Annotated in this window: 26 protein-coding genes; 13 read left to right on the top strand and 13 right to left on the bottom strand. The window is 72.6% G+C overall.

The window, feature by feature from the left end:
* Positions 1-94: 94 nt before the first annotated feature.
* The 6 genes from ACP4IX_RS10420 to ACP4IX_RS10395 are packed head-to-tail and all read right to left on the bottom strand — an operon-like array spanning position 95 to position 6,173.
* On the bottom strand, positions 95-970 hold the full coding sequence (locus tag ACP4IX_RS10420; protein WP_426555328.1) for a phosphogluconate dehydrogenase C-terminal domain-containing protein: 876 nt from the start codon (positions 968-970) through the stop codon (positions 95-97).
* Positions 970-1,779 (bottom strand): sugar phosphate isomerase/epimerase family protein, encoded by an 810-nt coding sequence (locus ACP4IX_RS10415; RefSeq protein WP_426555327.1) that lies wholly within the window; start codon positions 1,777-1,779, stop codon positions 970-972. The genes ACP4IX_RS10420 and ACP4IX_RS10415 overlap by 1 nt, the downstream gene beginning before the upstream one ends.
* Positions 1,779-2,558, bottom strand: a complete 780-nt coding sequence (locus tag ACP4IX_RS10410; RefSeq protein ID WP_426522655.1) for a triose-phosphate isomerase — start codon at positions 2,556-2,558, stop codon at positions 1,779-1,781. The genes ACP4IX_RS10415 and ACP4IX_RS10410 overlap by 1 nt, the downstream gene beginning before the upstream one ends.
* Positions 2,558-3,040 carry a ribose-5-phosphate isomerase gene (locus tag ACP4IX_RS10405; protein ID WP_426522654.1) on the bottom strand — a complete coding sequence of 161 codons (483 nt, stop codon included), beginning with the start codon at positions 3,038-3,040 and terminating at the stop codon, positions 2,558-2,560. Before ACP4IX_RS10405 ends, ACP4IX_RS10410 begins: the two co-directional genes overlap by 1 nt.
* 11 nt (positions 3,041-3,051) lie before the next feature.
* Positions 3,052-4,809: a dihydroxyacetone kinase family protein gene (locus ACP4IX_RS10400; protein ID WP_426555326.1), complete on the bottom strand. Its 1,758-nt coding sequence runs from the start codon at positions 4,807-4,809 to the stop codon at positions 3,052-3,054.
* A complete protein-coding gene (locus ACP4IX_RS10395; RefSeq protein WP_426522652.1) occupies positions 4,806-6,173 on the bottom strand; it encodes an MFS transporter in 1,368 nt (455 codons plus the stop codon). Before ACP4IX_RS10395 ends, ACP4IX_RS10400 begins: the two co-directional genes overlap by 4 nt.
* Before the next feature lie 233 nt (positions 6,174-6,406).
* Between ACP4IX_RS10395 and ACP4IX_RS10390 the strand changes: the two genes are divergently transcribed.
* The 3 genes from ACP4IX_RS10390 (at position 6,407) to ACP4IX_RS10380 (ending at position 10,102) form a co-directional block, all read left to right on the top strand.
* Positions 6,407-7,168, top strand: a complete 762-nt coding sequence (locus ACP4IX_RS10390) for a FadR/GntR family transcriptional regulator (RefSeq protein ID WP_426522651.1) — start codon at positions 6,407-6,409, stop codon at positions 7,166-7,168.
* A 53-nt stretch (positions 7,169-7,221) separates the two neighbouring features.
* The gene (locus ACP4IX_RS10385) at positions 7,222-9,054 is read left to right on the top strand and encodes a LamG-like jellyroll fold domain-containing protein (protein ID WP_426555325.1); all 1,833 of its coding nucleotides are present in this window, start codon (positions 7,222-7,224) and stop codon (positions 9,052-9,054) included.
* 145 nt (positions 9,055-9,199) lie between these two features.
* Complete coding sequence (locus ACP4IX_RS10380; RefSeq protein ID WP_426522649.1) at positions 9,200-10,102, top strand: PhzF family phenazine biosynthesis isomerase; 903 nt, start codon at positions 9,200-9,202, stop codon at positions 10,100-10,102.
* 142 nt (positions 10,103-10,244) lie between these two features.
* Here ACP4IX_RS10380 and ACP4IX_RS10375 read toward each other — a convergent pair whose 3' ends face one another.
* Both ACP4IX_RS10375 and ACP4IX_RS10370 read right to left on the bottom strand, forming a co-directional pair.
* Positions 10,245-11,039: an ABC transporter gene (locus ACP4IX_RS10375; protein WP_426555324.1), complete on the bottom strand. Its 795-nt coding sequence runs from the start codon at positions 11,037-11,039 to the stop codon at positions 10,245-10,247.
* Positions 11,040-11,045: 6 nt separating this feature from the next.
* Positions 11,046-11,999 carry an ATP-binding cassette domain-containing protein gene (locus tag ACP4IX_RS10370; protein WP_426555323.1) on the bottom strand — a complete coding sequence of 318 codons (954 nt, stop codon included), beginning with the start codon at positions 11,997-11,999 and terminating at the stop codon, positions 11,046-11,048.
* A 136-nt stretch (positions 12,000-12,135) separates the two neighbouring features.
* Here ACP4IX_RS10370 and ACP4IX_RS10365 point away from each other — a divergent pair, with 136 nt between their 5' ends.
* From ACP4IX_RS10365 to ACP4IX_RS10335, 7 genes are all read left to right on the top strand, one after another.
* Positions 12,136-13,845, top strand: a complete 1,710-nt coding sequence (locus ACP4IX_RS10365; protein ID WP_426555322.1) for a sensor histidine kinase — start codon at positions 12,136-12,138, stop codon at positions 13,843-13,845.
* Between the two features lie 18 nt (positions 13,846-13,863).
* Positions 13,864-14,532 (top strand): two component system response regulator, encoded by a 669-nt coding sequence (gene absA2, locus ACP4IX_RS10360; RefSeq protein WP_426522645.1) that lies wholly within the window; start codon positions 13,864-13,866, stop codon positions 14,530-14,532.
* Positions 14,533-15,030: 498 nt separating this feature from the next.
* On the top strand, positions 15,031-15,507 hold the full coding sequence (locus tag ACP4IX_RS10355; RefSeq protein WP_426555321.1) for a hypothetical protein: 477 nt from the start codon (positions 15,031-15,033) through the stop codon (positions 15,505-15,507).
* Positions 15,508-15,560: 53 nt separating this feature from the next.
* Positions 15,561-16,058: a hypothetical protein gene (locus tag ACP4IX_RS10350; protein ID WP_426522643.1), complete on the top strand. Its 498-nt coding sequence runs from the start codon at positions 15,561-15,563 to the stop codon at positions 16,056-16,058.
* 77 nt (positions 16,059-16,135) lie between these two features.
* Complete coding sequence (locus tag ACP4IX_RS10345; protein WP_426555320.1) at positions 16,136-16,942, top strand: DsbA family protein; 807 nt, start codon at positions 16,136-16,138, stop codon at positions 16,940-16,942.
* On the top strand, positions 16,935-17,768 hold the full coding sequence (locus tag ACP4IX_RS10340) for a cytochrome c biogenesis CcdA family protein (protein ID WP_426555319.1): 834 nt from the start codon (positions 16,935-16,937) through the stop codon (positions 17,766-17,768). The genes ACP4IX_RS10345 and ACP4IX_RS10340 overlap by 8 nt, the downstream gene beginning before the upstream one ends.
* Before the next feature lie 250 nt (positions 17,769-18,018).
* A complete protein-coding gene (locus ACP4IX_RS10335) occupies positions 18,019-18,855 on the top strand; it encodes a lysozyme (RefSeq protein ID WP_426555318.1) in 837 nt (278 codons plus the stop codon).
* Between the two features lie 26 nt (positions 18,856-18,881).
* On the opposite strand, the gene ACP4IX_RS10330 is transcribed toward ACP4IX_RS10335, so the two are convergent.
* The 3 genes from ACP4IX_RS10330 to ACP4IX_RS10320 all read right to left on the bottom strand — a co-directional run bounded on the left by ACP4IX_RS10330 (position 18,882) and on the right by ACP4IX_RS10320 (position 21,736).
* Positions 18,882-19,604: an FAD binding domain-containing protein gene (locus ACP4IX_RS10330; protein WP_426555317.1), complete on the bottom strand. Its 723-nt coding sequence runs from the start codon at positions 19,602-19,604 to the stop codon at positions 18,882-18,884.
* 588 nt (positions 19,605-20,192) lie between these two features.
* The gene (locus ACP4IX_RS10325; protein ID WP_426555316.1) at positions 20,193-20,810 is read right to left on the bottom strand and encodes a sigma-70 family RNA polymerase sigma factor; all 618 of its coding nucleotides are present in this window, start codon (positions 20,808-20,810) and stop codon (positions 20,193-20,195) included.
* Positions 20,811-21,001: 191 nt separating this feature from the next.
* Positions 21,002-21,736 (bottom strand): hypothetical protein, encoded by a 735-nt coding sequence (locus ACP4IX_RS10320; protein WP_426522637.1) that lies wholly within the window; start codon positions 21,734-21,736, stop codon positions 21,002-21,004.
* 367 nt (positions 21,737-22,103) lie between these two features.
* On the opposite strand from ACP4IX_RS10320, the gene ACP4IX_RS10315 reads away from it, so the two are divergent.
* The 3 genes from ACP4IX_RS10315 (at position 22,104) to ACP4IX_RS10305 (ending at position 23,959) form a co-directional block, all read left to right on the top strand.
* Positions 22,104-22,319, top strand: a complete 216-nt coding sequence (locus ACP4IX_RS10315; RefSeq protein WP_426522636.1) for a hypothetical protein — start codon at positions 22,104-22,106, stop codon at positions 22,317-22,319.
* Positions 22,320-22,446: 127 nt separating this feature from the next.
* The gene (locus ACP4IX_RS10310; RefSeq protein WP_426522635.1) at positions 22,447-23,052 is read left to right on the top strand and encodes a flavodoxin family protein; all 606 of its coding nucleotides are present in this window, start codon (positions 22,447-22,449) and stop codon (positions 23,050-23,052) included.
* Between the two features lie 343 nt (positions 23,053-23,395).
* On the top strand, positions 23,396-23,959 hold the full coding sequence (locus tag ACP4IX_RS10305; protein ID WP_426522634.1) for a Dps family protein: 564 nt from the start codon (positions 23,396-23,398) through the stop codon (positions 23,957-23,959).
* Here the strand turns inward: ACP4IX_RS10305 and ACP4IX_RS10300 are convergent.
* Positions 23,956-24,240, bottom strand: coding sequence for a hypothetical protein (locus tag ACP4IX_RS10300; RefSeq protein WP_426522633.1), 285 nt, complete (start codon positions 24,238-24,240; stop codon positions 23,956-23,958). The two genes, ACP4IX_RS10305 and ACP4IX_RS10300, sit on opposite strands and share 4 nt — an antisense overlap.
* Before the next feature lie 64 nt (positions 24,241-24,304).
* Positions 24,305-24,661 (bottom strand): PRC-barrel domain-containing protein, encoded by a 357-nt coding sequence (locus ACP4IX_RS10295; RefSeq protein WP_426522632.1) that lies wholly within the window; start codon positions 24,659-24,661, stop codon positions 24,305-24,307.
* Positions 24,662-24,734 lie beyond the last annotated feature (73 nt).

Raw genomic sequence — 24,734 nt, 5'->3', positions numbered from 1 at the left:
CTGCCGGGTGTCACCGCCGCGTCCGGCATGCGGGCGTGGGCGGGCCGGACGCCCGAGGCCCGTGCAGGCCTCCGGCGTCACGGCCGCCGGCACGTCAGCGCTTGATCTCCTTGATCTTCAGCATGCGCGTGATGACCTTGTCCAGCTCCTCGTCGTCGAAGACCTTCTTCCAGTCGTCGCGCACGATGGACTCGCGGCCGTAGTCCATGGCGATCAGGCAGGCGTCCGAGAACGGGTTGGAGCCCTTCAGGGTGTTGGCCAGGGCGACCTGGGTGTGGCCCAGCAGCATCGCGCGGGCGGCCTTCTCCGGGACGCCGACGGTGTGGACCGTCTCGTGCAGGGCCTCGGTCAGCAGGGCGCCGACCATGCAGGCGATGGTCTCGACGAGGGTGGGTTCGAGCACGGCGAGCTGCTTGACGGTGACCCAGTGGACGTCGACCACGGGGGCGTACATCACGCGGATGACCGCGTCGGCGAGCTCCTGCTTGGCTTCGTCCCCGCCCTCGTACGCGGCGACGACCTCCTGCGGTGCGGCGATGCCGCCGAAGGTGTCCTGCCACTCCTCCTTGGTGGTGCGCTCGAGGAACACCGACGGGTGGCAGGGGTGGGCGCAGGCGTAGTGGATGTCCTCACGGCTGAGGAGCAGGCCGGCGTAGGCGGCGGCCGGGTCGAGGGTGAGGACGACCGTGCCCGGCTTCATCAGCGGCACCAGTTCCTCGGAGACCTTGCCGAGGACGACGTCCGGCACGGCGAGGATGACCACGTCGGCCTCGGCGGCGGCGTCCGTCGACTCGGTCAGTTCGCGGCCCAGGTCGCGGATCAGCTCCTGGCCCTTGGGGGACGCCTCGCTGAAGAGGACCCTGAAGTCGCTCTTCACCAGGTTGTCGGAGACGCGCTGGCCCATCTTGCCGGCGGCCCCGATGACGGCGACGGTCTTCGCGTCGGCCCGGTGCTGGATCTCGGTGGCCATTACTCGCTCCTCAGGAGGGTGTCGATGCTGTGCTGCGTCCACTGGTGTTCGAGCCGGGCGGTGGCGTCGTAGCCCTCGTCCTGCCACGGGAGCCAGTGCTCCACGATCTGGTTGATGCCGCGGTCTCCCGGCCGGGCCGCGCGGACGGCCGCGATCATGCCCTCGTGGTCGAGGAGGCCTTCGCCGAGCGGGCAGCCTGCGTAGGTGAAGCCGACCCAGCCGTCGCGGCGGGTGAAGGTGAAGTCCTTGACGTGGATGTTGACCACGTGCGGCGCGGTGGCGGCGACGACGTCCACGGGCCGCTCGAGGCGGGCGACGCTGTTGCCGGGGTCGAGGACGATGCCGAGGTGCGGGCTGTCGACGGCGCGTACGACGTCCACGAGGTCGTCGGTGGCGACCTGCTCGTAGGTCTCCAGGCCGAGGGTGACGCCCGCGGCGGCGTAGCGGGGCACCGCTTCCTTCAGCAGGGCGACCGCCTCGGCGGTGCCGGGCCGGTGGTCGGCCGTGTTGAGCATGGAGCGGACCAGGGTGACGCCCAGTTCGCCCGCCATGTCGAGGTACTTCAGCAGGTGTTCGGGGCGGATGCCGCGGGTGCCGAGTTCCAGGGTGAGGCCGAGGTCGTCGGCGGTGGCGCGGACGTCGGCGAGCCGCGCGGCGTCGTAGGACTCGACGGGCGCGTAGTCGCAGATCTGGAAGACCTCGCCACCGAGCTCCGCCGTGTCGCGGAGCATCGCGGGCAGGCTCATCGGCTCGGGCGCGCGGGCGGAGACGCGCCAGAAGTAGGCGTAGGTGCTGATGCCGTACGCCATCACGCCACCGCCGCCGGGGCCGGGGAGCGGATCTCGTCGAGGATGGCCTCGACGTTCGCCGGGTCGTGGGCGAAGCGGCCGAGGAAGAGGCCCTCGGCGGTGCCGGCCAGGCGGGTCAGCAGGCCGGGGCCCGCGCTGCCGCCGTAGATGACGGTGGAGCCGGCGTGCCGCGGGCGGGTCGCGAGCCAGCCGCGCAGGGCGGTGCACACGGTCGCGATGTGGTCCGCGGAGGCGGGCTCGGGGGCACCGATGGCCCACTGGGGTTCATAGGCGAGGACGACCGCGCCGTCCAGCCCGTGCAGCAGGCGTTCCGCCTCGGCGACCGTGCGGGCCGCGGCGTCGGCCGGGTCGGCCTCGTCGCGTTCGCCGACGCACAGGACGGGGATGAGGCCGTTGCGCAGGGCGGCGGCGGTCTTGGCGGCGACGACGGTGTCGCCCTCGCCGTACAGGCGGCGGCGCTCGGCGTGGCCGACCTCGGCGTAGCGGCAGCCGATCTCCTTCAGGAGGGGGCCACCGACCTCGCCGGTGTAGGGGCCGCTGTCCTCGGCGGCGATGTCCTGGGCGCCGATGGCGACGCCGTACGGGGCGAGGATGCCGGTGGCGGGGACGAGCGTGGGGAAGGCCGGGAGGACGAAGAGGCGGGCGGCGCCGGACGTGACCGCGGGATGCCGTTCGGCCAGGGTCGCGATCCGGCGGGACCAGTTCAGCGTCTGGTGGTGGCCGAAGTACATCTTCAGGCTCACCCCCAGCAGGACGGGTGACGGTGCGGAGGCGGACATCAGGCGGCTGCCCCGTCGCCCGCGGCGGTCTCGTAGTCGCACATCAGCTGGACCTTGGCCGCCGACGCCGAGCTCTCGTCGAAGCGGTACGTGAGCCACTCGGCGGCCAGGCGGCGGGCGAGTTCCAGGCCGACGACGCGCTGGCCGAAGGTGAGGACCTGCGCGTTGTTGGAGAGGATCGCCCGCTCGACGGAGAAGGAGTCGTGGGCGGTGACGGCCCGGATGCCCTTGACCTTGTTGGCGGCGATGGCGACGCCGAGTCCGGTGCCGCACACCAGCAGGGCGCGGTCGGCGTCGCCGCGGGCGACCATCTCGGCGGCGGCGATGGCGACCTTCGGGTAGGCGGTGTGGCCGTCGGCGTCGACGCCGACGTCGGTGACCTCGGCGACCAGGGCGCTGCTGCGCAGGTCCTGCTTGAGGGCTTCCTTGTACTGGTGGCCGGCGTCGTCGGACCCGACGACGATGCGGAGCTTGTCGGTCATGTCGGCTTTCCTCAGAGGTGGTCGTGGGGGTGGTCTTCGCGGGGGTGGTCGAGGAGTGCGCCGTGGACGGCGCGGGTGATCAGGGCGAGGGAGTGCGCGCCGGCGTCGGGGGTGCCGAGGGACTTCTCGGCGTGCGGGCGGGCCCGGCCCTTGCGGGGCAGCAGGCCGGCGGTCGCGGCGGCCGCCTGCGTGGCGGCGGTGGCGGCGCGGTCCCAGGCGTCCGTGAGGCCCAGGCCCTGGGCCACGGCGTCGGCGAGTGTGTCGGCGAAGGGGACGAGGACGTCGACCATGGTCTTGTCGCCGACCTCGGCCCCGCCCAGCCGGCGTACGGCGGCGGAGGCCTCCGTGATCCCGGCGGCGACCCTGGCGGCGTCCGGGGTGTCCTGGTCGCCGAGGGCGGTGCCGAGAGAGCGCAGGATGGTGCCCCACAGGGCGCCGGAGGTGCCGCCCGCCCTGTCGGCCCAGGCGTCGGCGGCATGTGTCAGGGCGGTGCCGGCCCCCGCGCCGCGAGCGTGGACGTCGGCGGCTGCCCGGCGGGCGGCGGTGGAGCCGCGCCGCATGCCGATGCCGTGGTCGCCGTCGCCGGCGACGGCGTCGATGCGGCCGAGTTCGTCGGCGTGCGTGTCGACGGTGGCGGCCACCGCGTCCAGCGCGGCCAGGACGGTGCCGGCGGCGTGCCGGGAGGTCTCGGAGGCGGGGGGTACGGCGGTGTCCGGGGTGTCCTCCGCCAGAAGGTCCCGGCCGTCCTGTCGGGGTGCGTCGAGAGTGCCCTTGCGGAAGGCCGGGGTGTCGGCCGGCGCCCGCCACAGCTCCTCCAGGCGGTCGTCCAGCCAGGTCAGGGTGAGGGAGACACCGGCCATGTCGAAGCTGGTGACCAGTTCACCGACCTCGGGGTCGACGATCTCCACGCCGGCCTCGTCGAGGAGGGCCGCTACCTTGCGGTAGACGACGAACAGTTCCTCGTACTTGACCGAGCCGAGTCCGTTGAGGATGACGGCGGCGCGCTGTCCGGCCGGGCCGTCGACGTCGTCGGGGAGTTCCTTCAGCAGGGTGTCGACCAGGAGCCGTGCCGCCTCGTCGGCGGTGGGCAGCGTCTCCTCACCGATGCCGGGCTCCCCGTGGATACCGAGGCCGACGGCCATGCGGGCCTCGGGAACGGTGAACAGGGGGCGGTCGGCGCCGGGCAGGGTGCAGCCGGAGAAGGCGATGCCGAAGGAGCGGGTGCGGGCGCCTGCCCGTTCGGCGACGCGCAGCACCTCGTCCAGGGGCAGGCCCTGCTCGGCCGCGGCGGCCGCCGCCTTGAAGACGGGCAGGTCACCGGCTATGCCGCGGCGCTTGGCGGACTCGTCCGGGACCGCACTGGCGACGTCGTCGGCGACGGCGAACGTCCGGGCGTCGATGCCGTCGGCGGCGAGCCGCTCGGCGGCCTGCCCGAAGTGCAGGACGTCACCGGCGTAGTTGCCGTACATCAGGAGCACCCCGGCGCCGCCGTGCGCGGCCCTGGCCACGGAGCGGATCTGCTGGGCGGAGGGCGAGGCGAAGACGTTGCCGACCGCGGCTCCGTGCGCCAGGCCCCGGCCGACGAGGCCGGAGAAGGCGGGGTAGTGGCCCGAGCCGCCGCCGATCACCACGGCCACCTGACCGGCCGGCGTGGCCGTGGCCCGGACGACTCCGCCGGTGACGGAGCGGACCCAGCGGCGGTGGGCGGCGGTGAAGCCTTCCAGCGCCTCGTCGGCGAAGGCGGCGGGGTCGTTGAACAGGCGGGTCATCGAAGGGCCTCCATGGCCTTGTGCTCGGGGTCGGCGGCCGGTTCGTCGGTGCGGTGGCGGGCGGCGAGCCGGACCATCAGGGCGGCGGAGAGCAGCATGAAGAAGCCGACGAGGTAGAGCGGTACGTAGTAGGCGCCGGTCCAGTCCTTGAGCCAGCCGGTGATGTAGCTGGAGGCGAATCCGGCGACGTTCCCGGCCGTGTTGATCAGGGCGATGCCCGCCGCGGCGGCGGCTCCGGTCAGGAACCGGGAGGGCACGGACCAGAAGACCGGCAGGGCGGCGAAGATGGCGCAGGCGGTCACGGTGATCACGGCGACCGTGGCGGTCGGCGAGCCCATGTAGAGGGCGAGGGGGATGGAGACGCCGCCGACGACGGCCGGGCCGGCCACGTGCCAGGTGCGGGTGCCGTGGCGGGTGGCGTGCCGGCTCCAGAAGAAGAGGACGACGGCCGCGGGCAGGTACGGGATGGCCGTGATCCAGGCCTTGTCCATCACGCTGAACGTGGTGTCGTACTGCTCCTGGAAGCCGTTGATGATGGTCGGCAGGAAGAAGGCGAGGGCGTACAGGCCGTAGACGAAGCCGAAGTAGACCGCGGCGAGGGTCCAGACCCGGCCGCTGGTGAAGGCCTTCTTCAGGTCGCCCTTCGCGTGCTTGCTCTCGTGCCCGGTCTTCTGGGCGTTCTCCGCGGCGAGCTCGCCGGTCAGCCAGTCGCGCTCGGCCGGGGTGAGCCACTTGGCGTCGGCGGGCTTGTCGATCAGGTAGAACCAGGCGACGACGCCGAGGATGATCGCGGGCAGCGACACGAACAGGAACATCACGCGCCAGCCCTCGAGACCGAACAGGCCGTGGCGGCCGATCAGCCAGCCCGCCAGCGGGGCGCCGAACACGGTGGTCAGCGGCTGGGCGAGGTAGAACAGGCCGAGGATCTTGGTGCGGTGGCGGGAGGGCACCCACTGGCTGAGGAACAGGATCGCGCCGGGGAAGAATCCGGCCTCCGCGACGCCGAGCAGGAAGCGCAGGGTGTACAGCTGGCCGCTGCTGCTGACCCACGTGAACAACAGGGAGACGATGCCCCACGTCACCATGATCCGGGCCAGCCAGCGGCGGGCCCCGAAGCGGTGCAGGGCCATGTTGCTGGGGACCTCGAGCACGATGTAGCCGAGGAAGAAGATCCCGGACGCGAAGCCGAACTGGGCGGCGGTCAGGGCGAGGTCCTGTCCCATGCCGTTCGGTTCGGCGAACGAGACCGCCGTGCGGTCCAGATAGTTCACGAAGAACATCAGCGCCACGAACGGCACGAGGCGGACTGAGACCTTCTTGATGGCAGTTCTCTCGACTGCCGCGGATGGCGCTTGGGCACCCATGGCGACTCCTCGGCTCGCCCGGACAGCTCCGTCCGGGGTGGGTCGTGCCGGACGGTCGCCACGGGGCGGCCGGCCGGTTCGCCCTCACGCTATGCCTCGGGACCAAATTGGTCACCAATTTACCAGTGTGGTGACGATCATAGATTTCCCGGCGGCCCAACTCTTGACAAACCACACCCAAGGGATGGGTGAACCGCCTGGTCAGTCGGGTGGGTACGGCATCTGGTTGACTGGTGACCGTGACCAGTCAGCCTGATCAGCAGAGCTCCGCCGCCGCGCCCGATCTCGCGCAGCTGCTGCGCCCCGTGGTACGCGAGTCCTCCGTGAGCGAGGTCGCCAAGCGGCTCCTCGACCACCTCTCGGCCGGCCACATCCGGCCCGGCACGCGGCTGCCCGCCGAACGGCAGCTGGCCGAGGCCCTCGGCGTCGCACGCTCCAGCGTGCGCGGCGCACTGTCCGCCCTGGACGTCCTCGGGATCATCGAGATCCGCCCGGGCTCCGGCTCCTACGTGCGCGAGGGCACCTCCGAGTTCCTGCCCCGGGCGATCAACTGGGGGCTGATGCTGGGTCAGCGGCGCACCCGGGACCTCGTCGAGGTGCGCACGTACATGGAAGGTGTCTCGGCCCGGCTGGCGGCACAGCGCGCCACCGACGAGGACGTGGCACTGCTGGAGGAGCATCTCCAGCACATGCGCGACGCGGGCGGCGACGTCAGGGCGTTCATCGACGCCGACATCGCCTTCCACCTGGAGACGGCCCGCATCGCGGGCAACACCGTCCTCAGCGACATCCTGCACAGCATCCGGGCGCTGCTCCAGGTCTGGATGGAGCGCGTCAGCGACATCGAAGGCACCGTCAGCGGCACGCTGTGCGAGCACGACGCGGTGCTCCAGGCGATCCGCGCGCGCGACCCGGAGGCCGCGGACCGCGCGATGGCCGAGCACATGCGGATGGCCAGCGCACGGCTGCGCGCCTCCGTGGACGGCGACGCCTGACCCGTCCGCACCCCGCCGGCCCCACCAGCCCCTTCAGTGGCCCGCCGCCCACCATGCGGCGTTCAGCTCACCGTCAGCACACGGTCAACGCCCGTGAGCACCGTGAGCCTCGAGCGGTGCCCGCGCGGGCCGCCGAGGCGTCCGGCGGACGGCGCTTCGACACCGGCAGCCCGCGCTTCACGCTGGCCGTCCTGCCGGACACGCAGTACCTGTTCGACGCGGACAGCACCGACCCCGCCCCCCTGCGGGAGACCTTCCGCTACCTGGTGGCCGACCGGTCCGAGGCCAACATCGCCTTCATGACCCACCTCGGCGACGTCACCGAGCACGGCACCGAGGACGAGATCCGCCGCGCCGCCCAGACCTTCCGCACGCTGCACGGCAAGGTGCCCTACAGCGTGCTGGCGGGCAACCACGACATCGCGTCGTCGACGGACGACCAGCGCGGCGACTCCGCCTACCTGCGGGAGTTCGGGCCCCGGCGCTACGCCTCGATGCCGACCTTCAAGGGCGCCTCGCCCGACGGCTACAACAGCTACCACGTCGTGCGTGCCGCGGGCCGCGACTGGCTGGTCCTCGCCCTGGACTGGAGGATCAGCGACAAGGGCACGGCATGGGCGCAGGGGGTGCTCGACGCGCACCCCGCCCTGCCCGCCGTGCTCACCACGCACGACCTCGCCTTCGCGGACGACGAGGGATCGGCCCGGCTGTCCGGCAACGGGCAGCGGCTGTGGGACGGCCTGATCCGCGGCAACGACCAGATCTTCCTGGCGCTCGGCGGACACTACTGGCCGCCCGGCCGCACGGTTCTGCGCAACGACGCCGACAACGATGTCCACATCCACATCACCAACTACCAGGACCGTTACTACGGCGGCGCCGGCATGATCCGGACCTACGGGTTCGACGTCGTGCGCGGAGTGATCGACGTGGAGACGTTCGCGCCGTGGTTCCTGGCCCGCGACCCCGGGCGGCGGACGCCGCTGGAGGCCGAGACGGTCGAACTGACCGGCCCCGCCGACCGGTTCAGCCTGAGCATCGACTTCGACGAGCGCTTCCGGGGCTTCTCCCCCGTCGTGGCACCGAAGCCCCGCCCCGCCGCCGCGGTGATGCCGCGCGGCACGGTCGCCTACTGGAGGTTCGACGCCTCCGGCATGACGACCACCGCGCACGACGGCCCGGTCGCGGACGGCTCCGTCGTGCGCGACCTCTCCGGCCACGGCAACGACCTCGTCGTCGGCCGCCTGCACTCCAGCGGGCCCGAGGCGCTCACCTGGTCGCCGGACCACCATCCCGGGCAGCCCGCGCACGCCAGCCTCCGCTTCGACGGCGGCAAGGGGCCGGACCGCGGCGCCGTCCTCCGCACGGGCCCGCGGGCGCCCTTGAACAACGAGAAGTTCCTGCGCGGGTACACCATCGAGACCTTCGTCCGGCTGCCCGAGCCGTTCGAGGGCGATCACAGCTGGATGGGCATCCTCAGCTGGGAGGGGCGCAACGGGGACGCGGGCAAGACCACCGGCTGGTCTCCGCTCGAGCCCACGTGCAGCCTCAACCTGTCCCCGGAGCGGTTCCTGCAGTTCGTCGTGTACCCCCACCGCCAGGACGCGGATCCCACGTCGTGGAGCCATGCCGTGCCGGTGGGGCGCTGGATGCACGTCGCCGTGGTCAACGACGGCCGCCGCACCGTCGTGTACGTGGACGGCTCGAAGATCGCCCGCAACCCCACCGCCCCCTCCACCGGAATCGCCACCCTCGGCAAGCCCTTCGTTCTCGGGGGCACCCAGTTCGACGGGCGTTTCGGACAGGGCTTCTACGGCTGGATCGGCGACACCCGCATCGTCGACCGGCCCCTGCGGACACGGGACTTCCTCACTCCGTTCGACTGACGTCCGCCCGGGGGCCGGTCGGGCGACGTGGCCGTCGGGGCGCACCGGGACCCTGCGTACGGCAGTCCCCTTCGGGCCGGCGCCCACCGGCCGGTCGGTGCGGCGTCGGGTGCCGTGCGGCATGACAGGATGACAGGGTGGGGTCATGACCACCGACGTGAGGGGACCGAGCGACGTGGAAGACCGTTCCGAGCAGCCTGCCGAGACAGGAGTCCTGCGCTACTCCGCCTTCACCGACGTCCCCGAGGGCGGGAATCCGGCCGGGGTGGTCCTCGACGCCTCCGGGCTCGACAGCACGGCGATGCGGACGATCGCCGCCGAAGTGGGCTACTCCGAGACGGCCTTCGTCACCGGCGGCGACGAGGCGGCGCGACGGTTCCGGGTCCGCTATTTCAGTCCCCTCACCGAGGTGGCGTTCTGCGGGCACGCGACGGTCGCGCTGGCCGTCGCTCTCGCCCAGCGGCTGGGGCCCGGCGGGATCGTCCTCGACACCCCCGCCGGCGAGATCCCCGTGTCCACCGCGGCCGATGACGCCGGAGCGGTGCGGGCCACCCTCACCAGCGTGCCGACGCGTTCCCGTCCGGCTCTCGCCGCGGAACTCGACGCCACGCTCGGGGCGCTCGGCTGGTCCGCAGCCGACCTGGACCCCGCCCTGCCCGCCCACGTGGCGTTCGGCGGCAACGACCACCTTGTGCTCGCCGCCGCGTCCCGGGCCCGGCTGGCCGGCCTCGACTACGACTTCGAGGAGCTCGCCGAGATCATGCGGCGCCACGGCTGGACGACGGTGGACCTGGTCTGGCGCGAGTCCGCGGAGCGCTACCACGCCCGCAACCCGTTCCCCGTCGGCGGCGTCGTGGAGGATCCGGCGACGGGAGCGGCGGCCGCCGCGTTCGGCGGGTACCTCCGTGAACTGGGCCTGGTCACCCGCCCCGGCACGATCGCGATCCGCCAGGGTGAGGACATGGGCCGCCCCAGCGACCTGCTGATCGACGTGAGCCCCCAGGATCCCCGCGTCCGGGTCACGGGACAGGCGGTGCCCATCCCTTAGCACTCCAGCTGGTCGACGCGCCAGCTGCCAGCCGGGGACTTGATCTGCTGGGATGTCGGCACGGCGACGACGTAGCCGGTGTCGAGTTCTTCGAGCAGGCGGCGGGCGGAACCGACATCCCGAGATCCCCAGCAGAGTCAGGCTAGGCGTCGCGCCGGCGCAGCGCCGCGGAGCCGGCGACGTACGCGGCGAGCGCCCACAGCACGAGGACGATCAGCGCGGTCCCGGCGCCGTAGGGGTCGGTGTCCTGCGTCAGCAGCACGGTGCCGGCCACGCTGGGCATGTAGTCCGAGGCGGTCTCCAGCCACTTGGCACCGATGACGCCCATCAGCTGCGGCAGCGCCAGCAGCACCATGATCACGGTCGTGATGGTGCCGGCGGCGCTGCGCAGGACCGTGCCGAGACCGATGGACATCACGGCGAGAAGAGAGAGGTAGACCCCCGCGCCGAGCGCGGTGCCGAGGAACTCGCCGCCCGAATAGGCACCGTGGTCACCCATCAGGGACGCCGCCACCAGGGTGCCGAACGCGCTGAAGACGAAACCGGCGGCGACCACGACGGCCATCACGACCAGCGTCTTGGACCGGAGCATCCGGCCGCGGGCGGGAACGCTCTGGAGCGTGGTGCGGATGGAACCGCTGGAGTACTCGCTGGTGAGGGCGAGGGTGGCCAGCACCACCACGGTCAACTGGGAGATGAGGAACGCCTGTGCCGCGTGGTGCGGGGCGGGCATCGTGACGTCGACGCCCTTCTGCGCACTGGCGTCGGCCGACGCGCCGACCATGGCGGCGAAACCCACGGTGAGCAGCAGGCCGACGGCGAGGTTCCACCAGGTGGCCCGGACGCTCCAGAACTTCGTCCACTCGAACGCGACTGCGCCCTTGAAGCCGCCGCCTTTGACGGGGCCCACGAGCTTGGGGACGGTGGTAGTAGTCATGTCCAGTTACGCCTTCTGACGGGCCGGGGCTTCGGTGACCTGGGAGAGCGCGGGAGAGCCGTACTCCACGCTCGCCGCGGTGAGTTCCATGTACGCCTGTTCCAGGCTGGCCTTGCGCATGCTCAGTTCGCGGAGGGGGACGCGGTGCTGGAACGCCAGGTCGCCGATCTCCTCCAAGGTGCCGCCGACGACGAGGAGTTCGTCGGACGAGGAGCTCGTGTCCGGCTCGATCCTCAGGCCGGACCGCAGCAGTTCCCGCCTGAGCACGTCGGGCTGCGGCGTCCGGACCCGGACGGCGGTCAGCGAGCTGCCCGCGATGACCTCTTCGATCGGCGCGTCGGCGATGATCTTTCCGCGGCCGATGACCAGGAGGTGGTCGGCGGATTCCTGCATCTCGCTCATCAGGTGACTGGAGACGAGGATGGTCCTGCCCTCCGAGGCCAGGGAACGCATCAGTTCACGGATCCAGCGCACACCGTCCGGGTCGAGTCCGTTGACCGGCTCGTCGAAGAGCAGCACCTCCGGATCGCCGAGCAGCGCCGCGGCGATCCCGAGCCGCTGGCCCATGCCGAGGGAGAAGGAGCCGATGCGCTTCTTCGCCACCTCGGTCAGGCCGACGGTCGCCAGTACTTCGTCGACCCTGGATGCCGGGATGCCATTGCTGCGGGCCAGGCCCAGCAGGTGCGAGTGGGCCGAGCGGCCGGGGTGGCCCGCGCGCGCGTCGAGCAGCGCGCCGACCTCGCGCAGCGGGTGCCGCATGGCCTCGTACCTTTTTCCCGCCACGAGTGCTCGCCCGGACGTCGGTGCGTCCAGACCGACGATCATGCGCATGGTGGTCGACTTTCCCGCGCCGTTCGGGCCGAGGAATCCCGTGACCTTTCCGGGGTTGATCTCGAACGAGAGATCCGAGACGGCCGTCCTGTCGCCGTACCTCTTGGTCAGCCGGTCCAAAGTGATCATCGCCTGGTGGCTCCTTCCACAGTCACGTCCTCGACGCTAGGGAGCCGGGCGGGCCGGAAACATCTGGCGATCGGCAACGACCGCATGCGACTTTCGGCAGGTCCGGAGGCGGCACGCCCTCTTGTAGCGTGCCGGCATGCATCGATGGCAGGCCGTGCGCCGACGAACCGAGTCGCACCTACGGGTCCTGGGCTCCGAACGGCCTTTCGCCCTGCGCGGCGACCTGGTGCTGCTGCTGATGCTGCTCGTGCCCTCCGCGTTCACCATGGAAGCGCTCGTGACCACGCCGGCCGGCTGGCTGACCGCCTGCGTGGTCGTCACGGCCGCAGTGGTGGTGCAGCGCACGGCGCCGCTGCTGTCCCTGCTGTTCGCGGCGCTCCTCACCCTCTTCTACCCGTGGTTCGGCGCGAGCCTGTGGCCGACCGTGGCGGCCGCGGTCCTCAGCTGTCTCGCGGGCCGCAGACTGGCCCGGATCTGGCCCGCGCACCTGGTGTTCGTCTGTGTCGCGGCGGCCGGACTCCCGACGGCCGGCGCCTTCGCCGACACCAAGGACTGGCTGAGCCTGCTGATGACCGAGTTCATCGCCTGCGTCCTGCCCTGGTGGGCGGGCAACTGGTGGAGCCAGCGCACCGCGCTGGCGCACGCGGGCTGGGAGCACGCCGAGCAGTTGGAGTGGCGGCAGCGCTACATCGCCGATCAGGCCCGGCTCAAGGAGCGGGCCCGGATCGCCCAGGACATCCACGACTCCCTCGGCCACGAGCTGAGCGTGATGGCCCTGCTCGCCGGCGGGCTGGAGCTGGCCCCCGGCCTGTCGGAGCAGCACCGCGCATCCGCCGGCCAGTTGCGGGAGCGGTGCACCATGGCCACCGAGCGGCTGCACGAGGTGATCGGCCTGTTGCGGGAGGACCCCACGCCGTCGCTGACTCCCGCTCACGAGACGATCGCCCAGCTCGTACGCCGGTTCCAACAGTCGGGCACGCCGGTGGAGTTCCACGAGGACGCGGTGCCGGCCCGGCGCGGTACGCCGCTGCTGTCCGACCTCGCGGCCTACCGGGTGGCGCAGGAGGCGCTGACCAACGCGGCCAAGCACGCACCGGGTGCCCCGATCACCGTACGGGTGACGCACACGGCGGACGAGACCGTGGTGTCGGTCGTCAACGAGCGGCTGGCACAGGACCGGGGCGCGTCCGCGGTGGGCAGCGGTTTTGGACTGATCGGGCTCGACGAGCGGGTCCGCCTCGCGGGGGGAACCCTGCGGACGGGCTTCCGGCCCGGTGGCTTCGAGGTGAGGGCGCGGCTGCCGTGCACGGCCTCCGCGCCGTCCAGGTCCGCCGAGCCGCCCGGCGCCGGCGCCGGCGGACCGTACTCCGACGAGCACGACGGCACCGGGACCGGCTCGAGCGCCCCTGGGGACGACGCCGGATCCGCGGCCGACGGCGCCCCCACCGCACATCCCGCGCCGTGGGGGAGCGCCTCGCGGACCGCGCTGCTGCGGACCAGGGCACGGCTCAGGCGGGACGCCCGACGGGCCGCGCTGATACCGGTGGTGCTCGGCGCCGCCCTCGTGACGTTCCTCGTGGGGCTCTACGTCTTCACCGCGGCGACCACCTCGGTCGCTCCCGAGGACTACGCCCGTATCCGGGTCGGTGAGACCCGCGCAGAGTTGGCGCCGATGCTGCCGACGCGTCGGATCAGGAAGCCGCCGCCGGTCACCTCGGAGCCGCCCGTTCCGGCCGGCGCCGGGTGCGAGTACTACCGGGCGAGCTCCAGCCTCCTCGACTTCACCGACACGATGTACCGGTTGTGCTTCGAGAACGATGTCCTGACGGCCAAGGACACGCTTTGAACTCCAGGAAGGGAACGCATGATTCGCGTACTGCTCGCCGACGACGAGACCATCGTCAGGGCCGGGGTTCGCTCCATCCTGACCACCGAGCCGGGCATCGAGGTGGTCGCCGAGGCGTCCGACGGGCGTGAAGCGGTCGAACTGGCCCGCAAGCACCGGCCCGACGTGGCGCTGCTCGACATCCGGATGCCGGAGACGGACGGCCTGACGGCCGCGGGTGAGCTGCGGAAAACCAACCCGGACACGGCGGTCGTCGTCCTCACCACCTTCGGCGAGGACAAGTACATCGAGCGGGCCCTCGACCAGGGGGTGGCCGGTTTCCTGCTCAAGGCGTCCGACCCGCGGGACCTGATCTCCGGGGTACGGGCCGTGGCGGCCGGGGGCTCCTGCCTCTCCCCGCTGGTCGCGCGCCGGCTGATGACCGAGCTGCGCCGGGCGCCCTCGCCGCTCTCGGTGGTGGCGGGGGAGCGCACGACCCTGCTGACCAAGCGGGAGCAGGAGGTCCTCGGCATGCTGGGGGCCGGCCTGTCGAACGCGGAGATCGCCCAGCGTCTGCACCTGGTCGAGGGCACGATCAAAACGTATGTCAGCGCGATCTTCACGCAGTTGGAGGTCCGTAACAGGGTGCAGGCGGCGATCATCGCCTACGAGGCGGGCCTGGTGAAGGACGGCGGTCTCGGCCGTTAGAGCCGGGCATGCGTGAGGGCGTGTCCGAAACCGTGCCTGCGGGCGCGTGGGGGCGTACACCGGCGTGGTAGGGGCCCGCCGGGCGGTCAGGCGGGTGCCTGGTCCTTGATGAACCGGGCCGGCCGCGGCGCGCTCCCTCGGCCACCTGGCCGGTGGTGAGGCAGCTGCCGGAGAGCCGGATCTGCCGGTCGCCCGCGTCGTCCAGGTGGAGATGGCACATCGGCGGCCGGATGACGCCGCAGTTCGCCGCCGAGACGTCCAGCGTGGCCTCGTCCGCGTCGAACGGCGCGTCGAGCATCAGCAAGAACCCGCCGTCGTAGGTCATTCGTGGGATCGGCGGGGCCCAGGGTTCTGGGTATGGCTCGTTGCCTGTCGCGGTGGGTACGGCTTTTGGCGACTCGGCCGCCCGGAGCCCGCGACGACTCGTCCACCCCTCGGGAAGCTCGATTCGATCGCTCTGCAAGGCGGCGTCGACCGGCTCGACGGGGGGTATGTAGGGTGGCTTCCGCATACGTCCGTCCCCAGCAGTCACAGCAGCAGGAGCCGTCCCCGATGTCCCAGCGCGGCAGGCAGACCCGAGCGGTGTCGCTGCTGCGCTGCGTACTGGCGATGGTCACCGTGGCCGTCGCCGTGCTGTGCGTGTCGGGGGCGAGCCGCTCTCCGGCCACCGGCGACGGGACGGCCGTGACCGGCTACTCGTCGTCGGTCGTCGTGTCCTCCGCCGACGTCCCCTCCGCGGCCGGACCGACGGCGGACGAACCGGCGTTGCCTCGTCCGTGCGAGAAGAAGGGGCTGTCCGAGCCCTCTTCGGCGCGCGGGGACCTCCGCGTTCCCGAGCCGTCGCCCGCCGGGTCCGTGGACACGGGCTCGCAGCGCGGGACGCCGCTGTCGTCCCCGCCCCGGCATCCGGCCTCGGGGACCGCGCCGCCGCCGGGCTGTGCCAGTAGTACCTCGACCACCGTTCTGAGGATCTAGACCGGACTTCCGTGCCGCGTCCGTCGCATCCTTTCGAACGGAGTCCATTCCCCATGTCTTCCTCCTCCCGGTCGCCGCGCCGGGCGGGAGCGGCCCTCGCGTCCTGGCGGACCGCCCAGTGGGCCGCCGCCGGAGCCGGTGCCGCTCTGACCGCCGCCGTCGTGGGTGTCCCCACCGCGGTCGTGCCCTCCCCCTTCTTCGGCCGGGCCGTCCCCGTCCAGTGGTGGAACTATCCGGTCCTCGCCGCCACCGCCGCGCTGGCGGGCGTGGTCCTGGCCACCTTCGTCCGCCTTCCGGGGACGGCCGACTCGCCGCGGACCGACGGTCCCGGCAGCAGGCTGGGCCCGCTCGGCGGCCTCCTGTCCTTCCTGGCCGTGGGCTGTCCCGTCTGCAACAAGGTGGTCCTGCTGCTGCTCGGCAGTTCCGGCGCGCTGACCTACTGGGCTCCGCTCCAGCCGGTCGTCGCCGTCGCCTCGCTGGTGCTGCTGGCCGAGGCGGCACTGCGCAGGCTGTCGACGGCCGAGGCCTGTCCGCTGCCGGTCCGCACCTGAGCGCCGTCCGCCGCGCTTCCCCGGAGCCCTCCCCCGCGCTCCGTCTCACCCTCTCCCTCCTGCTGTGGAGTCGACCCATGAACGCTGAATCACGCCTGCCCGCAAAGCCCCGTGCGGGCGCCGCCCCCGGCAGCGGTGCGGTATCGCGCCGCCGGCTGCGGCCGGTCCTCGCCGGCCTCGTCCTGGTGACCGCCGTCGTCGTCGCCGTCGTCGCCCTGGCCGGCGGCGGGGACTCCGCCGGCCGTCCCGCCGGCACGTCGGCCTCCGCCGCTCCGTCCGCGGCGGCTCCCGCCGATCCCTCCTTGCTCGCGCTCGCCCGACGCGAGTCCGGTGACCCGTACGCCCTGGGGAAGCCGGACGCGCCGGTCGTACTGATCGAGTACTCGGACTTCCAGTGCCCCTTCTGCGGCCGGTTCGCCCGCGAGAGCAAGCCGGAACTGCTGCGCGACTACGTCGAGAAGGGTGTGCTGCGGATCGAGTGGCGCCACTTCCCGCTCTTCGGCGCGGAGTCGGAGCAGGCGGCCCGCGCCTCCTGGGCGGCGGGGCGGCAGGGCCGGTTCTGGCAGTTCCACGACACCGCATACGCCCATCCGCGCGAGCGCAACAAGGGCGACTTCGCCGAGAAGGCGCTGCTCACCATGGCCGAGGAGGCGGGGATCGAGGACCTCGACCGCTTCCGCGCGGACATGAACTCCTCCGCGGCCGACGCGGCCGTGTCCCGGGACGTCGAGGAGGGCTACGCGCTCGGCGTCAGCAGCACCCCCGCCTTCCTCGTCAACGGCCGGCCGATCCTGGGCGCCCAGCCCACGGACGTGTTCGCCGAGGCGGTCGAGGCGGCCGAGGCCGCCGAAGGAGCGCGGGCACAGGGTGGCACCGATGAGTGACCCGGGCTTCGCGGTCGCCTTCCTCGGCGGGCTGCTGGCGCTGCTCAGCCCCTGCTCGGCTCTTCTGCTGCCCGCGTTCTTCGCCTACTCGTTCACCAGCCGCACCCGGCTGTTGGGGCGCACCGCGCTGTTCTACGCGGGGCTGTGCCTGACCATGGTGCCGTTGGGCGTGGCGGGATCGCTGGCCGGGCGCCTCTTCTACGGTCACCGCGACCTGCTGGTCACGGCGGGCGGCTGGCTCGTCATCGCCCTCGGGGCGGCGCAGGTGCTGGGCCTGGGGTTCGGTTCGCGCCGTATGCAGCAGGCCGCGGGCGGACGCCGGTCGGGTTCGGCACTGTCCGTGACGGCACTGGGTGCGGTGTACGGGCTGGCCGGCTTCTGCGCCGGTCCCATCCTCGGCAGCGTCCTCACGGTCGCCGCGATCGGCGGTGACCCCTGGCGGGGCGGGGCGCTGCTCGCGGTGTACGCGTTGGGCATGGCCGTGCCGATGTTCCTGCTCGCGGCGCTGTGGGACCGGTTCGACCTGGGCCGACGGCAGTGGCTGCGCGGGCGGCCGGTGCGACTGGGCCCGCTGCGGACGCACTCCACGTCACTGCTGGGCGGGGCGATGTTCATCGCCCTGGGCGTGGTGTTCCTGCTCTTCGACGGCACGTCGGCGCTGCCGTCGCTGATGGGCGTGGACACGGAGTTCGCCTGGGAGCAGCGCGCGTCCCGCCTCGGGGACGCCGTCTCCGACCGCACGCTGCTGGGCGTGCTCGCCCTCGGCCTGGCCGCGGGGGCCCTGGCCGTCCTGGTGCGCGGGGTCCGCGAGGGACGGGGACGCTGACGGCCTCGGGCCGACGCACAGGGGCGCCTCGGGCGTCCCTGTGCGTCGGCCCGTCGGTCAAGCCGTTCCCGGCAGCCGTGTGCGCCGTGTGCCGTCGGGAGCCGTGCGCCGGGCCCGGGACCGGCGGGGTTGCGGGGAACTCGTTCACCTGGTGGGTGACACGACTTCGCGCCTCGGGGACCCGCCCCCCCAACACCGTACGGCCGACTGTGAGATGCGGTCGGGCGGGACAGCGGATCGGATGGGTGCCATGCGCAGACCCATAGCCGTGGCCTCCAGCCACTCACGCCGCCTGCTCACGTCAGGCGTCCTCCTCGCCGCCCACTCACTCCTCCTCACCGTGTCCGCGGTCCCCGCGTCGGCCGACGACGCGGGGCCACCCGTCCGCGGCTCCGCCTACATGGGCGGAGGCGTTCTCGCCCACGAGGGAGTCCAGGGGCGCCCCGCCGGCACCCGGGCCACCCAGACGGAAGGGGTCGACGTCTCCAGCCATCAGGGCAGCGTCGCGTGGGCGGCCCTGTGGAACAGCGGGGTGAAGTGGGCCTACGTGAAGGCCACCGAGGGGACGTCCTATCGGAACCCCTACCACTCGCAGCAGTACAGCGGTTCGTACGACGTCGGAATGATCCGCGGCGCGTACCACTTCGCGATCCCGGACGGTTCCGGCGGCGCGGCCCAGGCCGACTACTTCGTCGACCACGGCGGCGGCTGGTCGAAGGACGGCAGGACGCTCCCGGGCGTGCTCGACATCGAGTACAACCCGTACGGGGAGACCTGCTACGGCAGAACCCCGAGTGAGATGGTCGGCTGGATCAGCGACTTCCTGGACCGGTACAAGGCGCGCACCGGCCGCCACGCCGTGATCTACACGTCCACCAGCTGGTGGAAGCAGTGCACCGGGGACTACAGCGGTTTCGGCTCCACGAACCCGTTGTGGATCGCCCGGTACGCCTCGACCGTGGGCCCCCTCCCGGCCGGCTGGGATTACCACACGATGTGGCAGTACACCTCGTCCGGGCCGATCGTCGGGGACCACGACAAGTTCAACGGGGCACTCGACCGGGTCAAGGAGCTGGCGAACGGCTGACGCCGGCCGCGGGGTGGCCGGCTCCGTCAACGACCGGTGAGTGGACCGAGGATGTCGGCGACCTGCTCACGCACCACGTCCCGGGCAACGGGAGGCAGCGCGCCGACGTCCGTCCGCTCCAGCGTGTCGAGCGCCTCGTCGACGCCCGCGTCGCACGGCGCGGTCTCGCTGAGCACCTCGTAACCGTCGCGCACGGAGACCCGCAGTCGGCGCCGGCCCTCTCCGTCGGCGTGCACGGCGGTGGCGACGACCAGCGGCGGCGGCCCGCCGGCCTCGGCGGGCTGCTTGCGGTAGCCGCTGGCCACCGGGATGCGCCAGCTCAGGGCGAGCAGCAGGTGACGCTTCGCCATGACCTCGGCGAGGTCGGTCTCGTAGGCCCGGTCCGGCCCCAGCACCGTGGCGCGGGCGTCCAGAACGAGGGCGGCGGGCAGCAGGCAGCGCAGGCTGCTGCCGACGAGGTTGCCGCCGACCGTGGCCGTCCGGCGTACGGCTCCGGTTCCCACCGTGCCGGCCGCCCTTCGCAGTACCTCCGGTACGCGGTCGTCGACGCGGTGGAGCACCACGGCCGCCCCCAGCTCTTCGGGTCCGACCGCGGTCGCCTCGGGCAGGTCGCGCAGCGACATGGCCAGTTCCGGGAAGCCGTCCCGTTGCCAGGTGGCCCACACGAGGGTGGCACCGCCGATGGGCACCGCTCCCTCGGCCATGCACTCCTGCGCTTCGGACACGGATGTGGGCAGACGCAACAGCATGGCGATCGACCTGCTTTCCCCGGAGGGCGGCGGTCGGACGACGCCGCGCCTCCCGCCGCGTGATCACGGCCACTGCGCATTGTCCGTACCGCCGCGGGGGCGCGTACAGGGCTCACACCGTCCACGGCGTGCGCCTTTCGCGCGCCGGAGCACCACGTGAACGCCGGGCCACGCCCGGCGGACACTGTCCGCGTTTCAGGGGGGCGCTTGCGGTACCGCCAGGGGAAGGCCCCGGAGCCGGCCTGCGTCCGCCCCTGTCCCTCCCACCGGCGGTGCGGTGCCGGGCGCCGATCGCGGAGGGGAGCCCTCGGTGTTCCCAGCGACGGTCGGATTCCTCGACCACATGGAACAGCGGGCAGAAGTCGACCACGTGCCGGCCGCCCGCGCCCGCCTCGGCGAGCGCCTGCGGTCCCGTCGAACGCGGTCAGTGGTGTCCGTACCCGCCGTTCCGCTGCCCGGGACGCGTCCGGACGTGGTCGATCGTGACTCCGCGCGCGGTTCGTCGCGGCGGCGGCCGGAGGCCGAGGCCGCCCCGCGGCGAGCCCGGGCCACTCGAGTGACCCGGGTCCGCCGCCGTGCGGAAAGCCGTCACGCGGCGGGGGCCACCGGCACGGGGCGCTCGGCGTCGTTCAGCCATTCGATCAGGGAGGTGCGGGCTCGGGCGACGCGTGAACGCACCGTCCCGGTCGGGCACTCGCTGACGTCGGCCGCCTCCGCGTAGGGCAGCCCGAGCACCTGGGTGAGGACGAATGCCCGGCGGCGGTCGGCGGGGAGCATGGCCAGCAGTTCGGCGAGGGCGATGCCGTCGTCGAAGCCCGGCAGATCCCGCGGCTGGGTGCGCTCGGCGGCCGACTCCCAGTCGTCCGTGGCCGCCAGGCGGGGCCGGGAGGCGTCGTAGCGGATGCTGTCGACCACCGCTCGGCGGGCGATGGAGAGAAGCCAGGTGCGGGCCGAGGCACGTCCTTCGAAACGGTGCAGGCTGCCGAGGGCCCGCAGGAAGGTGTCCTGGGTCAGGTCGTCGGCGCTCTGCGGATCGGCGCCGAGGAAGGTCACGTAGCGGCGGACGTCCCGGTGCAGGGCCCGTACGAAGTGGTCGACGGCGTCGGGGTCACCGGTGCGCGCGGCGAGCGCCCAGGCCGTGATCGACGCCTCCTTCGCGTCCGTACCCGGTTGCGTGCGTGAGGGGGGCGGGGCAGGAGTGATCACCTGTGTCTGTCCTTCTCGGGATCAGGGATCCGGTCTCCGAGCCGGGCCGGCCCGTGCGGGACGGGCCGACGGCACGACGGGACCGGCGACGGGGTGGCGGCCGGGCACGGGAGCGCACGACCGGTGCCCGAGGCGCGACGTGGCGCTCGACGGCTCGTGGGTTCGTCGACGGCCTCGGGGAGCTGCTGTCGTCAGGCGACAGCGCCCCCGGCGGGCGGGCCCCGAGAAGTGATCGCATGGGCGAGGAGGAGGCGGCGCGGTGCCCGGTCCGAGGCGGCTCGACGGGCCCGGACGCGCGGCCGGTACGACGGCGCCGGCGGCCTGAGCAGCAGGCGCAGCGGCGCGACGAGCCGGGCGGCGAGGGACCGTACGAGGCGGAACGCGGCGCGTTCGCCGTGGGCGAGCCAGAGCCCGCACAGCGAAGCGGCCACCAGGTGGGCGACGAGCATGCCGGTCGAGGACATGCCGCCGAGGGCGTGTCCCGCGGGATCCACGGCGTCCATCGCGTTCGTACCGGGCATGGAGTGCGCGGCGTGGGCGCCGTGGTCCACGGTGCCCACGGATCTCGGCACGGCCTCCCGCTGCCCGCCCGGGCCGGACGGCATCCGGCACAGCAGGATGTCCAGCCACCGGCGCACGAGGGGCTCGTCGCCCGAGGAACTCGACCGCCGCGTCGCCTGGGCGAGCGAGAACGACGCGTGCAGTACGGTCTGGGCGGCCACCGCGACACAGACGACGGCGAGCGGTCCGCGTTCCCGGTCGGCGAGCCACCAGGCGATGCCGCCCGTCGCCGCCAAGCCGGCGGCAACCGCCCACCAGGGCACCGCGGTTCCGGACATCAGAAGGTGCCCCAGAGCGGCGAGCAGCACACACACGGCCGCGAACACCGCGGCGCGTACCGTGCGAGAACACCACCCTGCAGTCATGGCGGCCTCATCCTTGCATCCGGGCTTCCGCGATCACCTGTGGGTACGGACTTCGGTGCGGCCTTCCACTCAACCCGACGGACGTGATCCGCGCCATACTTCGCACGCGTACGGTCGGAACGGGTGCCCGCCCGGTTCCCGGCCGTCCCCGCCGGGCCGGAGCGGCGGAAGCGGACGCGGGAGCACCGGCGCACGGGCACCGTCCGCCGTGCCTCCGCGCCCGGCGGGGGCCGCGCGTCCACGGCCGCCGCACCGGGTATCTCCCCGGCAGTCCCCACCACCGCCGGTGCGGACGCCGGCGCGGTGACCGACCGCCCCATGGCTGAACCGCCTCATGACTGACCCGCCCCATGGAAGGTGCCCCGGTATGACCGATCCTCATGGCCTGGAACCCGTCGCGGCGTTCTGCGGGAACTGCGACTGCGGCTGCCCCCGCTTGTTCGTCGACCCCGACGCTCCCGCGGAGCAACGGATCGTCCTGACCGACGACTTCGGCCAGCGCGTGCAGATGAGCGCCGACCAGTTCTCGTCGCTGGTCGACGACGCCAAGCAGGGCAGACTGGACGGCATCGCCCTGCCCTGAGCAGAGACCGCCCCGCAGGCCCGCCGAGCCGCCGTCCACCCGCTCCCCCGATCGCCGTACGTCCAGGCGGGTGAACGGCCGCGCGGTGCGCCGGTCGAAGGCCACCGCCCGGGGAAGAGGGGTAGGCATGCGCGCACTCGTCATCAACTGCACCCTCAAGCCCTCCCCCCAGCCGTCGAACACCGAGGCCCTCGCCGCCACGGTCATCGCGGCACTGAAAGGCCACGGGGCGGAGGTGGACGTCGTACGGGCCGTCGACCTGAACCTGAAACCCGGGGTCGAGACCGACATGGGCGACGGAGACGACTGGCCGGGCGTGCACGCGAAGCTGCTGTCGTCGCAGATCCTGATCATCGCGTCGCCGACCTGGCTCGGCCGCCCGTCCTCGGTCGCCCAGCGGGTCCTGGAACGCATGGACGCCATGCTCGGCGAAACCGACGACGAGGGGCGCCCCGTCGCCTACAACCGCGTCGCCGGAGTCCTGGTCACCGGGAACGAGGACGGCGCCCACCACGTCATCAGTGAGATCAGCGGCGGACTCGCGGACATCGGCTACACCGTTCCGGGACAGGCCTGGACCTACTGGCACCTCGGCCCGGGGCCCGGTCCCGACTTCCTCGACGACGACCGCGGCCACGACTGGTCGACCTCCACCGGCCGGGCCATGGCGTCCAACCTGGTCCACGCGGCGCGTGCGCTCAGCGCGATGCCGCTGCCGGCCCCGCCGTCCTGACCTCGTCGGCGCGCGGCGAGCGTACCTGCGGGAGGGGCAGCGCCGCCGCAATGACCGTGAGGAGCACGACCGTGTGCACGGCGAGGACCGCCCAGCGGGCGGGGATGGCGTGCTGCGGTGTCGTGGTCGTGCACATCGTCCTGTCGGCGGGCCGGCGCCCCGGCGTCGCTCCCGGGGACGGTCCGGAACCCGGCGCCGGAAGGACATCCCGACGGTTGGTTCACCCGCTCGGGGGAGACCCGTCCTCCTCAGGCACGGCGCCCGTGGATGTCTGCCGCCGCCGAAGCGGGGCAGTCGTGCACGTGCAACGACGTACGAGACACATGAGGAGCTGGAGTCCGCCATGACGCACGACCTGACCCCGAAGTACACGGTCCCCGGCATCGAGCGCGAGGCCGCCGGCCGGCTGATCGGCGTGCTGCGACTGCGCCTGCACGCCCTCAACGACCTGCATCTGACCCTCAAGCACGTGCACTGGAACGTGGTGGGACCGCATTTCATCGCCGTGCACGAGATGATCGACCCCCAGGTCGACCAGGTGCGCGACATGGCCGACGACGTCGCGGAGCGCATCGCCGCGCTCGGCGGGGTGGCGCAGGGCACGCCCGGCGCCCTGGTGGCCGAGCGGCCCTGGGACGACTACTCCATCGGACGGGCCGACGCCATCGCCCATCTCGGCGCGCTCGACGTCGTGTACACGGGTGTGATCGAGGGCGTGCGCGCGGCCGTGAAGGAGGCCGGCGAGATCGACCCCGCCACGGAGGACCTCCTGATCGGCCAGCTCAGGGACCTCGAGCAGTTCCAGTGGTTCGTGCGCGCCCATCTGGAGAGCTCCGGAGGCACGCTGGCGACGGGCAGCGCGACCTCCGAGACGGAGGCGGCGGAACGCGGCGCGGAGCTTTCCTAGCGGCGCGGAGCTCTCCTGGACGAGCCTGCCCGGTGGTGGAGCAGGACGGGCCGACCGCCGGCCGTGTGCCGGCGGCGGAACGGTCGGCGGTCGGCCCCCGGTGTCCGCCCGGCGTGCGCACTCGGCGTGCGGGGCGTCCCCGGCGTGCGGCCGATGGGCACTCCGGCGAGGACCAGATCGGCGACCAGGACCACCACGCCGACGACGAACAGGTGGAACAGTCCTTCGACGGCCGGCCCGATCAGACCGGCCGGCCCGATCACCCCCAGGACGAATGCCACCAGTGACAGCAGGAGGGGCGGACGGGCTCACGGAGGTCTCCCCCGGCAGGGCTCGTCGGACGGTTCAGCGCCGGCCGAGCCGGCGTTCGCCGCGGCTGCCCTGCTCGTAGGGCAGGTGGTAATGGGCGAAGACGGCTTGCTCGTCCTCCGCCGCGAGCTCACCGTCCGGGTCGATCCCGGGCGCGTCCTTGACCAGGCTCTTGTCGTAGGTCACCTTCAGGTAGCCGGGTCCGACGGTGGCCTTGTCCACCGGGACGAACACCAGGCGCCGGCGGGTCGGCAGCCCGACCAGGACCGCGGCGAACGCGGGCCGGTCGGTGGCGGTGTCGACGTAGACGGACTCCAGAGTCCCGATCTTGCGGCCGTCGCTGTCGACGACGTCATGGTCACGCCATTCACGAATGTTGTCGGCTTCAAACATGTCCGGTCTTCCCTTCCCGAGGACGCGCTCACTGTCTTGTTCCCCACTTCGCGCCTCCCTCGCATGTTTGTCC

This window comes from Streptomyces sp. WG5 (genome assembly GCF_049974565.1).
In the GTDB taxonomy this organism is placed as follows: domain Bacteria; phylum Actinomycetota; class Actinomycetes; order Streptomycetales; family Streptomycetaceae; genus Streptomyces.
The sequence above is the reverse complement of the archived record's forward strand: the minus strand, read 5'-3'. Positions and strand labels throughout refer to the sequence as shown.

Bases quoted from the DNA above. Each gene is read 5' to 3' on its own strand.
- ACP4IX_RS10420 (WP_426555328.1), bottom strand. From the start codon at position 970: ATGGCCACCGAGATCCAGCACCGGGCCGACGCGAAGACCGTCGCCGTC.
- ACP4IX_RS10415 (WP_426555327.1), bottom strand. From the start codon at position 1,779: ATGGCGTACGGCATCAGCACCTACGCCTACTTCTGGCGCGTCTCCGCC.
- ACP4IX_RS10410 (WP_426522655.1), bottom strand. From the start codon at position 2,558: ATGTCCGCCTCCGCACCGTCACCCGTCCTGCTGGGGGTGAGCCTGAAG.
- ACP4IX_RS10405 (WP_426522654.1), bottom strand. From the start codon at position 3,040: ATGACCGACAAGCTCCGCATCGTCGTCGGGTCCGACGACGCCGGCCAC.
- ACP4IX_RS10400 (WP_426555326.1), bottom strand. From the start codon at position 4,809: ATGACCCGCCTGTTCAACGACCCCGCCGCCTTCGCCGACGAGGCGCTG.
- ACP4IX_RS10395 (WP_426522652.1), bottom strand. From the start codon at position 6,173: ATGGGTGCCCAAGCGCCATCCGCGGCAGTCGAGAGAACTGCCATCAAG.
- ACP4IX_RS10385 (WP_426555325.1), top strand. From the start codon at position 7,222: ATGCGGCGTTCAGCTCACCGTCAGCACACGGTCAACGCCCGTGAGCAC.
- ACP4IX_RS10380 (WP_426522649.1), top strand. From the start codon at position 9,200: ATGACCACCGACGTGAGGGGACCGAGCGACGTGGAAGACCGTTCCGAG.
- ACP4IX_RS10375 (WP_426555324.1), bottom strand. From the start codon at position 11,039: ATGACTACTACCACCGTCCCCAAGCTCGTGGGCCCCGTCAAAGGCGGC.
- ACP4IX_RS10370 (WP_426555323.1), bottom strand. From the start codon at position 11,999: ATGATCACTTTGGACCGGCTGACCAAGAGGTACGGCGACAGGACGGCC.
- ACP4IX_RS10365 (WP_426555322.1), top strand. From the start codon at position 12,136: ATGCATCGATGGCAGGCCGTGCGCCGACGAACCGAGTCGCACCTACGG.
- absA2 (WP_426522645.1), top strand. From the start codon at position 13,864: ATGATTCGCGTACTGCTCGCCGACGACGAGACCATCGTCAGGGCCGGG.
- ACP4IX_RS10350 (WP_426522643.1), top strand. From the start codon at position 15,561: ATGTCTTCCTCCTCCCGGTCGCCGCGCCGGGCGGGAGCGGCCCTCGCG.
- ACP4IX_RS10345 (WP_426555320.1), top strand. From the start codon at position 16,136: ATGAACGCTGAATCACGCCTGCCCGCAAAGCCCCGTGCGGGCGCCGCC.
- ACP4IX_RS10340 (WP_426555319.1), top strand. From the start codon at position 16,935: ATGAGTGACCCGGGCTTCGCGGTCGCCTTCCTCGGCGGGCTGCTGGCG.
- ACP4IX_RS10335 (WP_426555318.1), top strand. From the start codon at position 18,019: ATGCGCAGACCCATAGCCGTGGCCTCCAGCCACTCACGCCGCCTGCTC.
- ACP4IX_RS10330 (WP_426555317.1), bottom strand. From the start codon at position 19,604: ATGCTGTTGCGTCTGCCCACATCCGTGTCCGAAGCGCAGGAGTGCATG.
- ACP4IX_RS10320 (WP_426522637.1), bottom strand. From the start codon at position 21,736: ATGACTGCAGGGTGGTGTTCTCGCACGGTACGCGCCGCGGTGTTCGCG.
- ACP4IX_RS10315 (WP_426522636.1), top strand. From the start codon at position 22,104: ATGACCGATCCTCATGGCCTGGAACCCGTCGCGGCGTTCTGCGGGAAC.
- ACP4IX_RS10310 (WP_426522635.1), top strand. From the start codon at position 22,447: ATGCGCGCACTCGTCATCAACTGCACCCTCAAGCCCTCCCCCCAGCCG.
- ACP4IX_RS10305 (WP_426522634.1), top strand. From the start codon at position 23,396: ATGACGCACGACCTGACCCCGAAGTACACGGTCCCCGGCATCGAGCGC.
- ACP4IX_RS10295 (WP_426522632.1), bottom strand. From the start codon at position 24,661: ATGTTTGAAGCCGACAACATTCGTGAATGGCGTGACCATGACGTCGTC.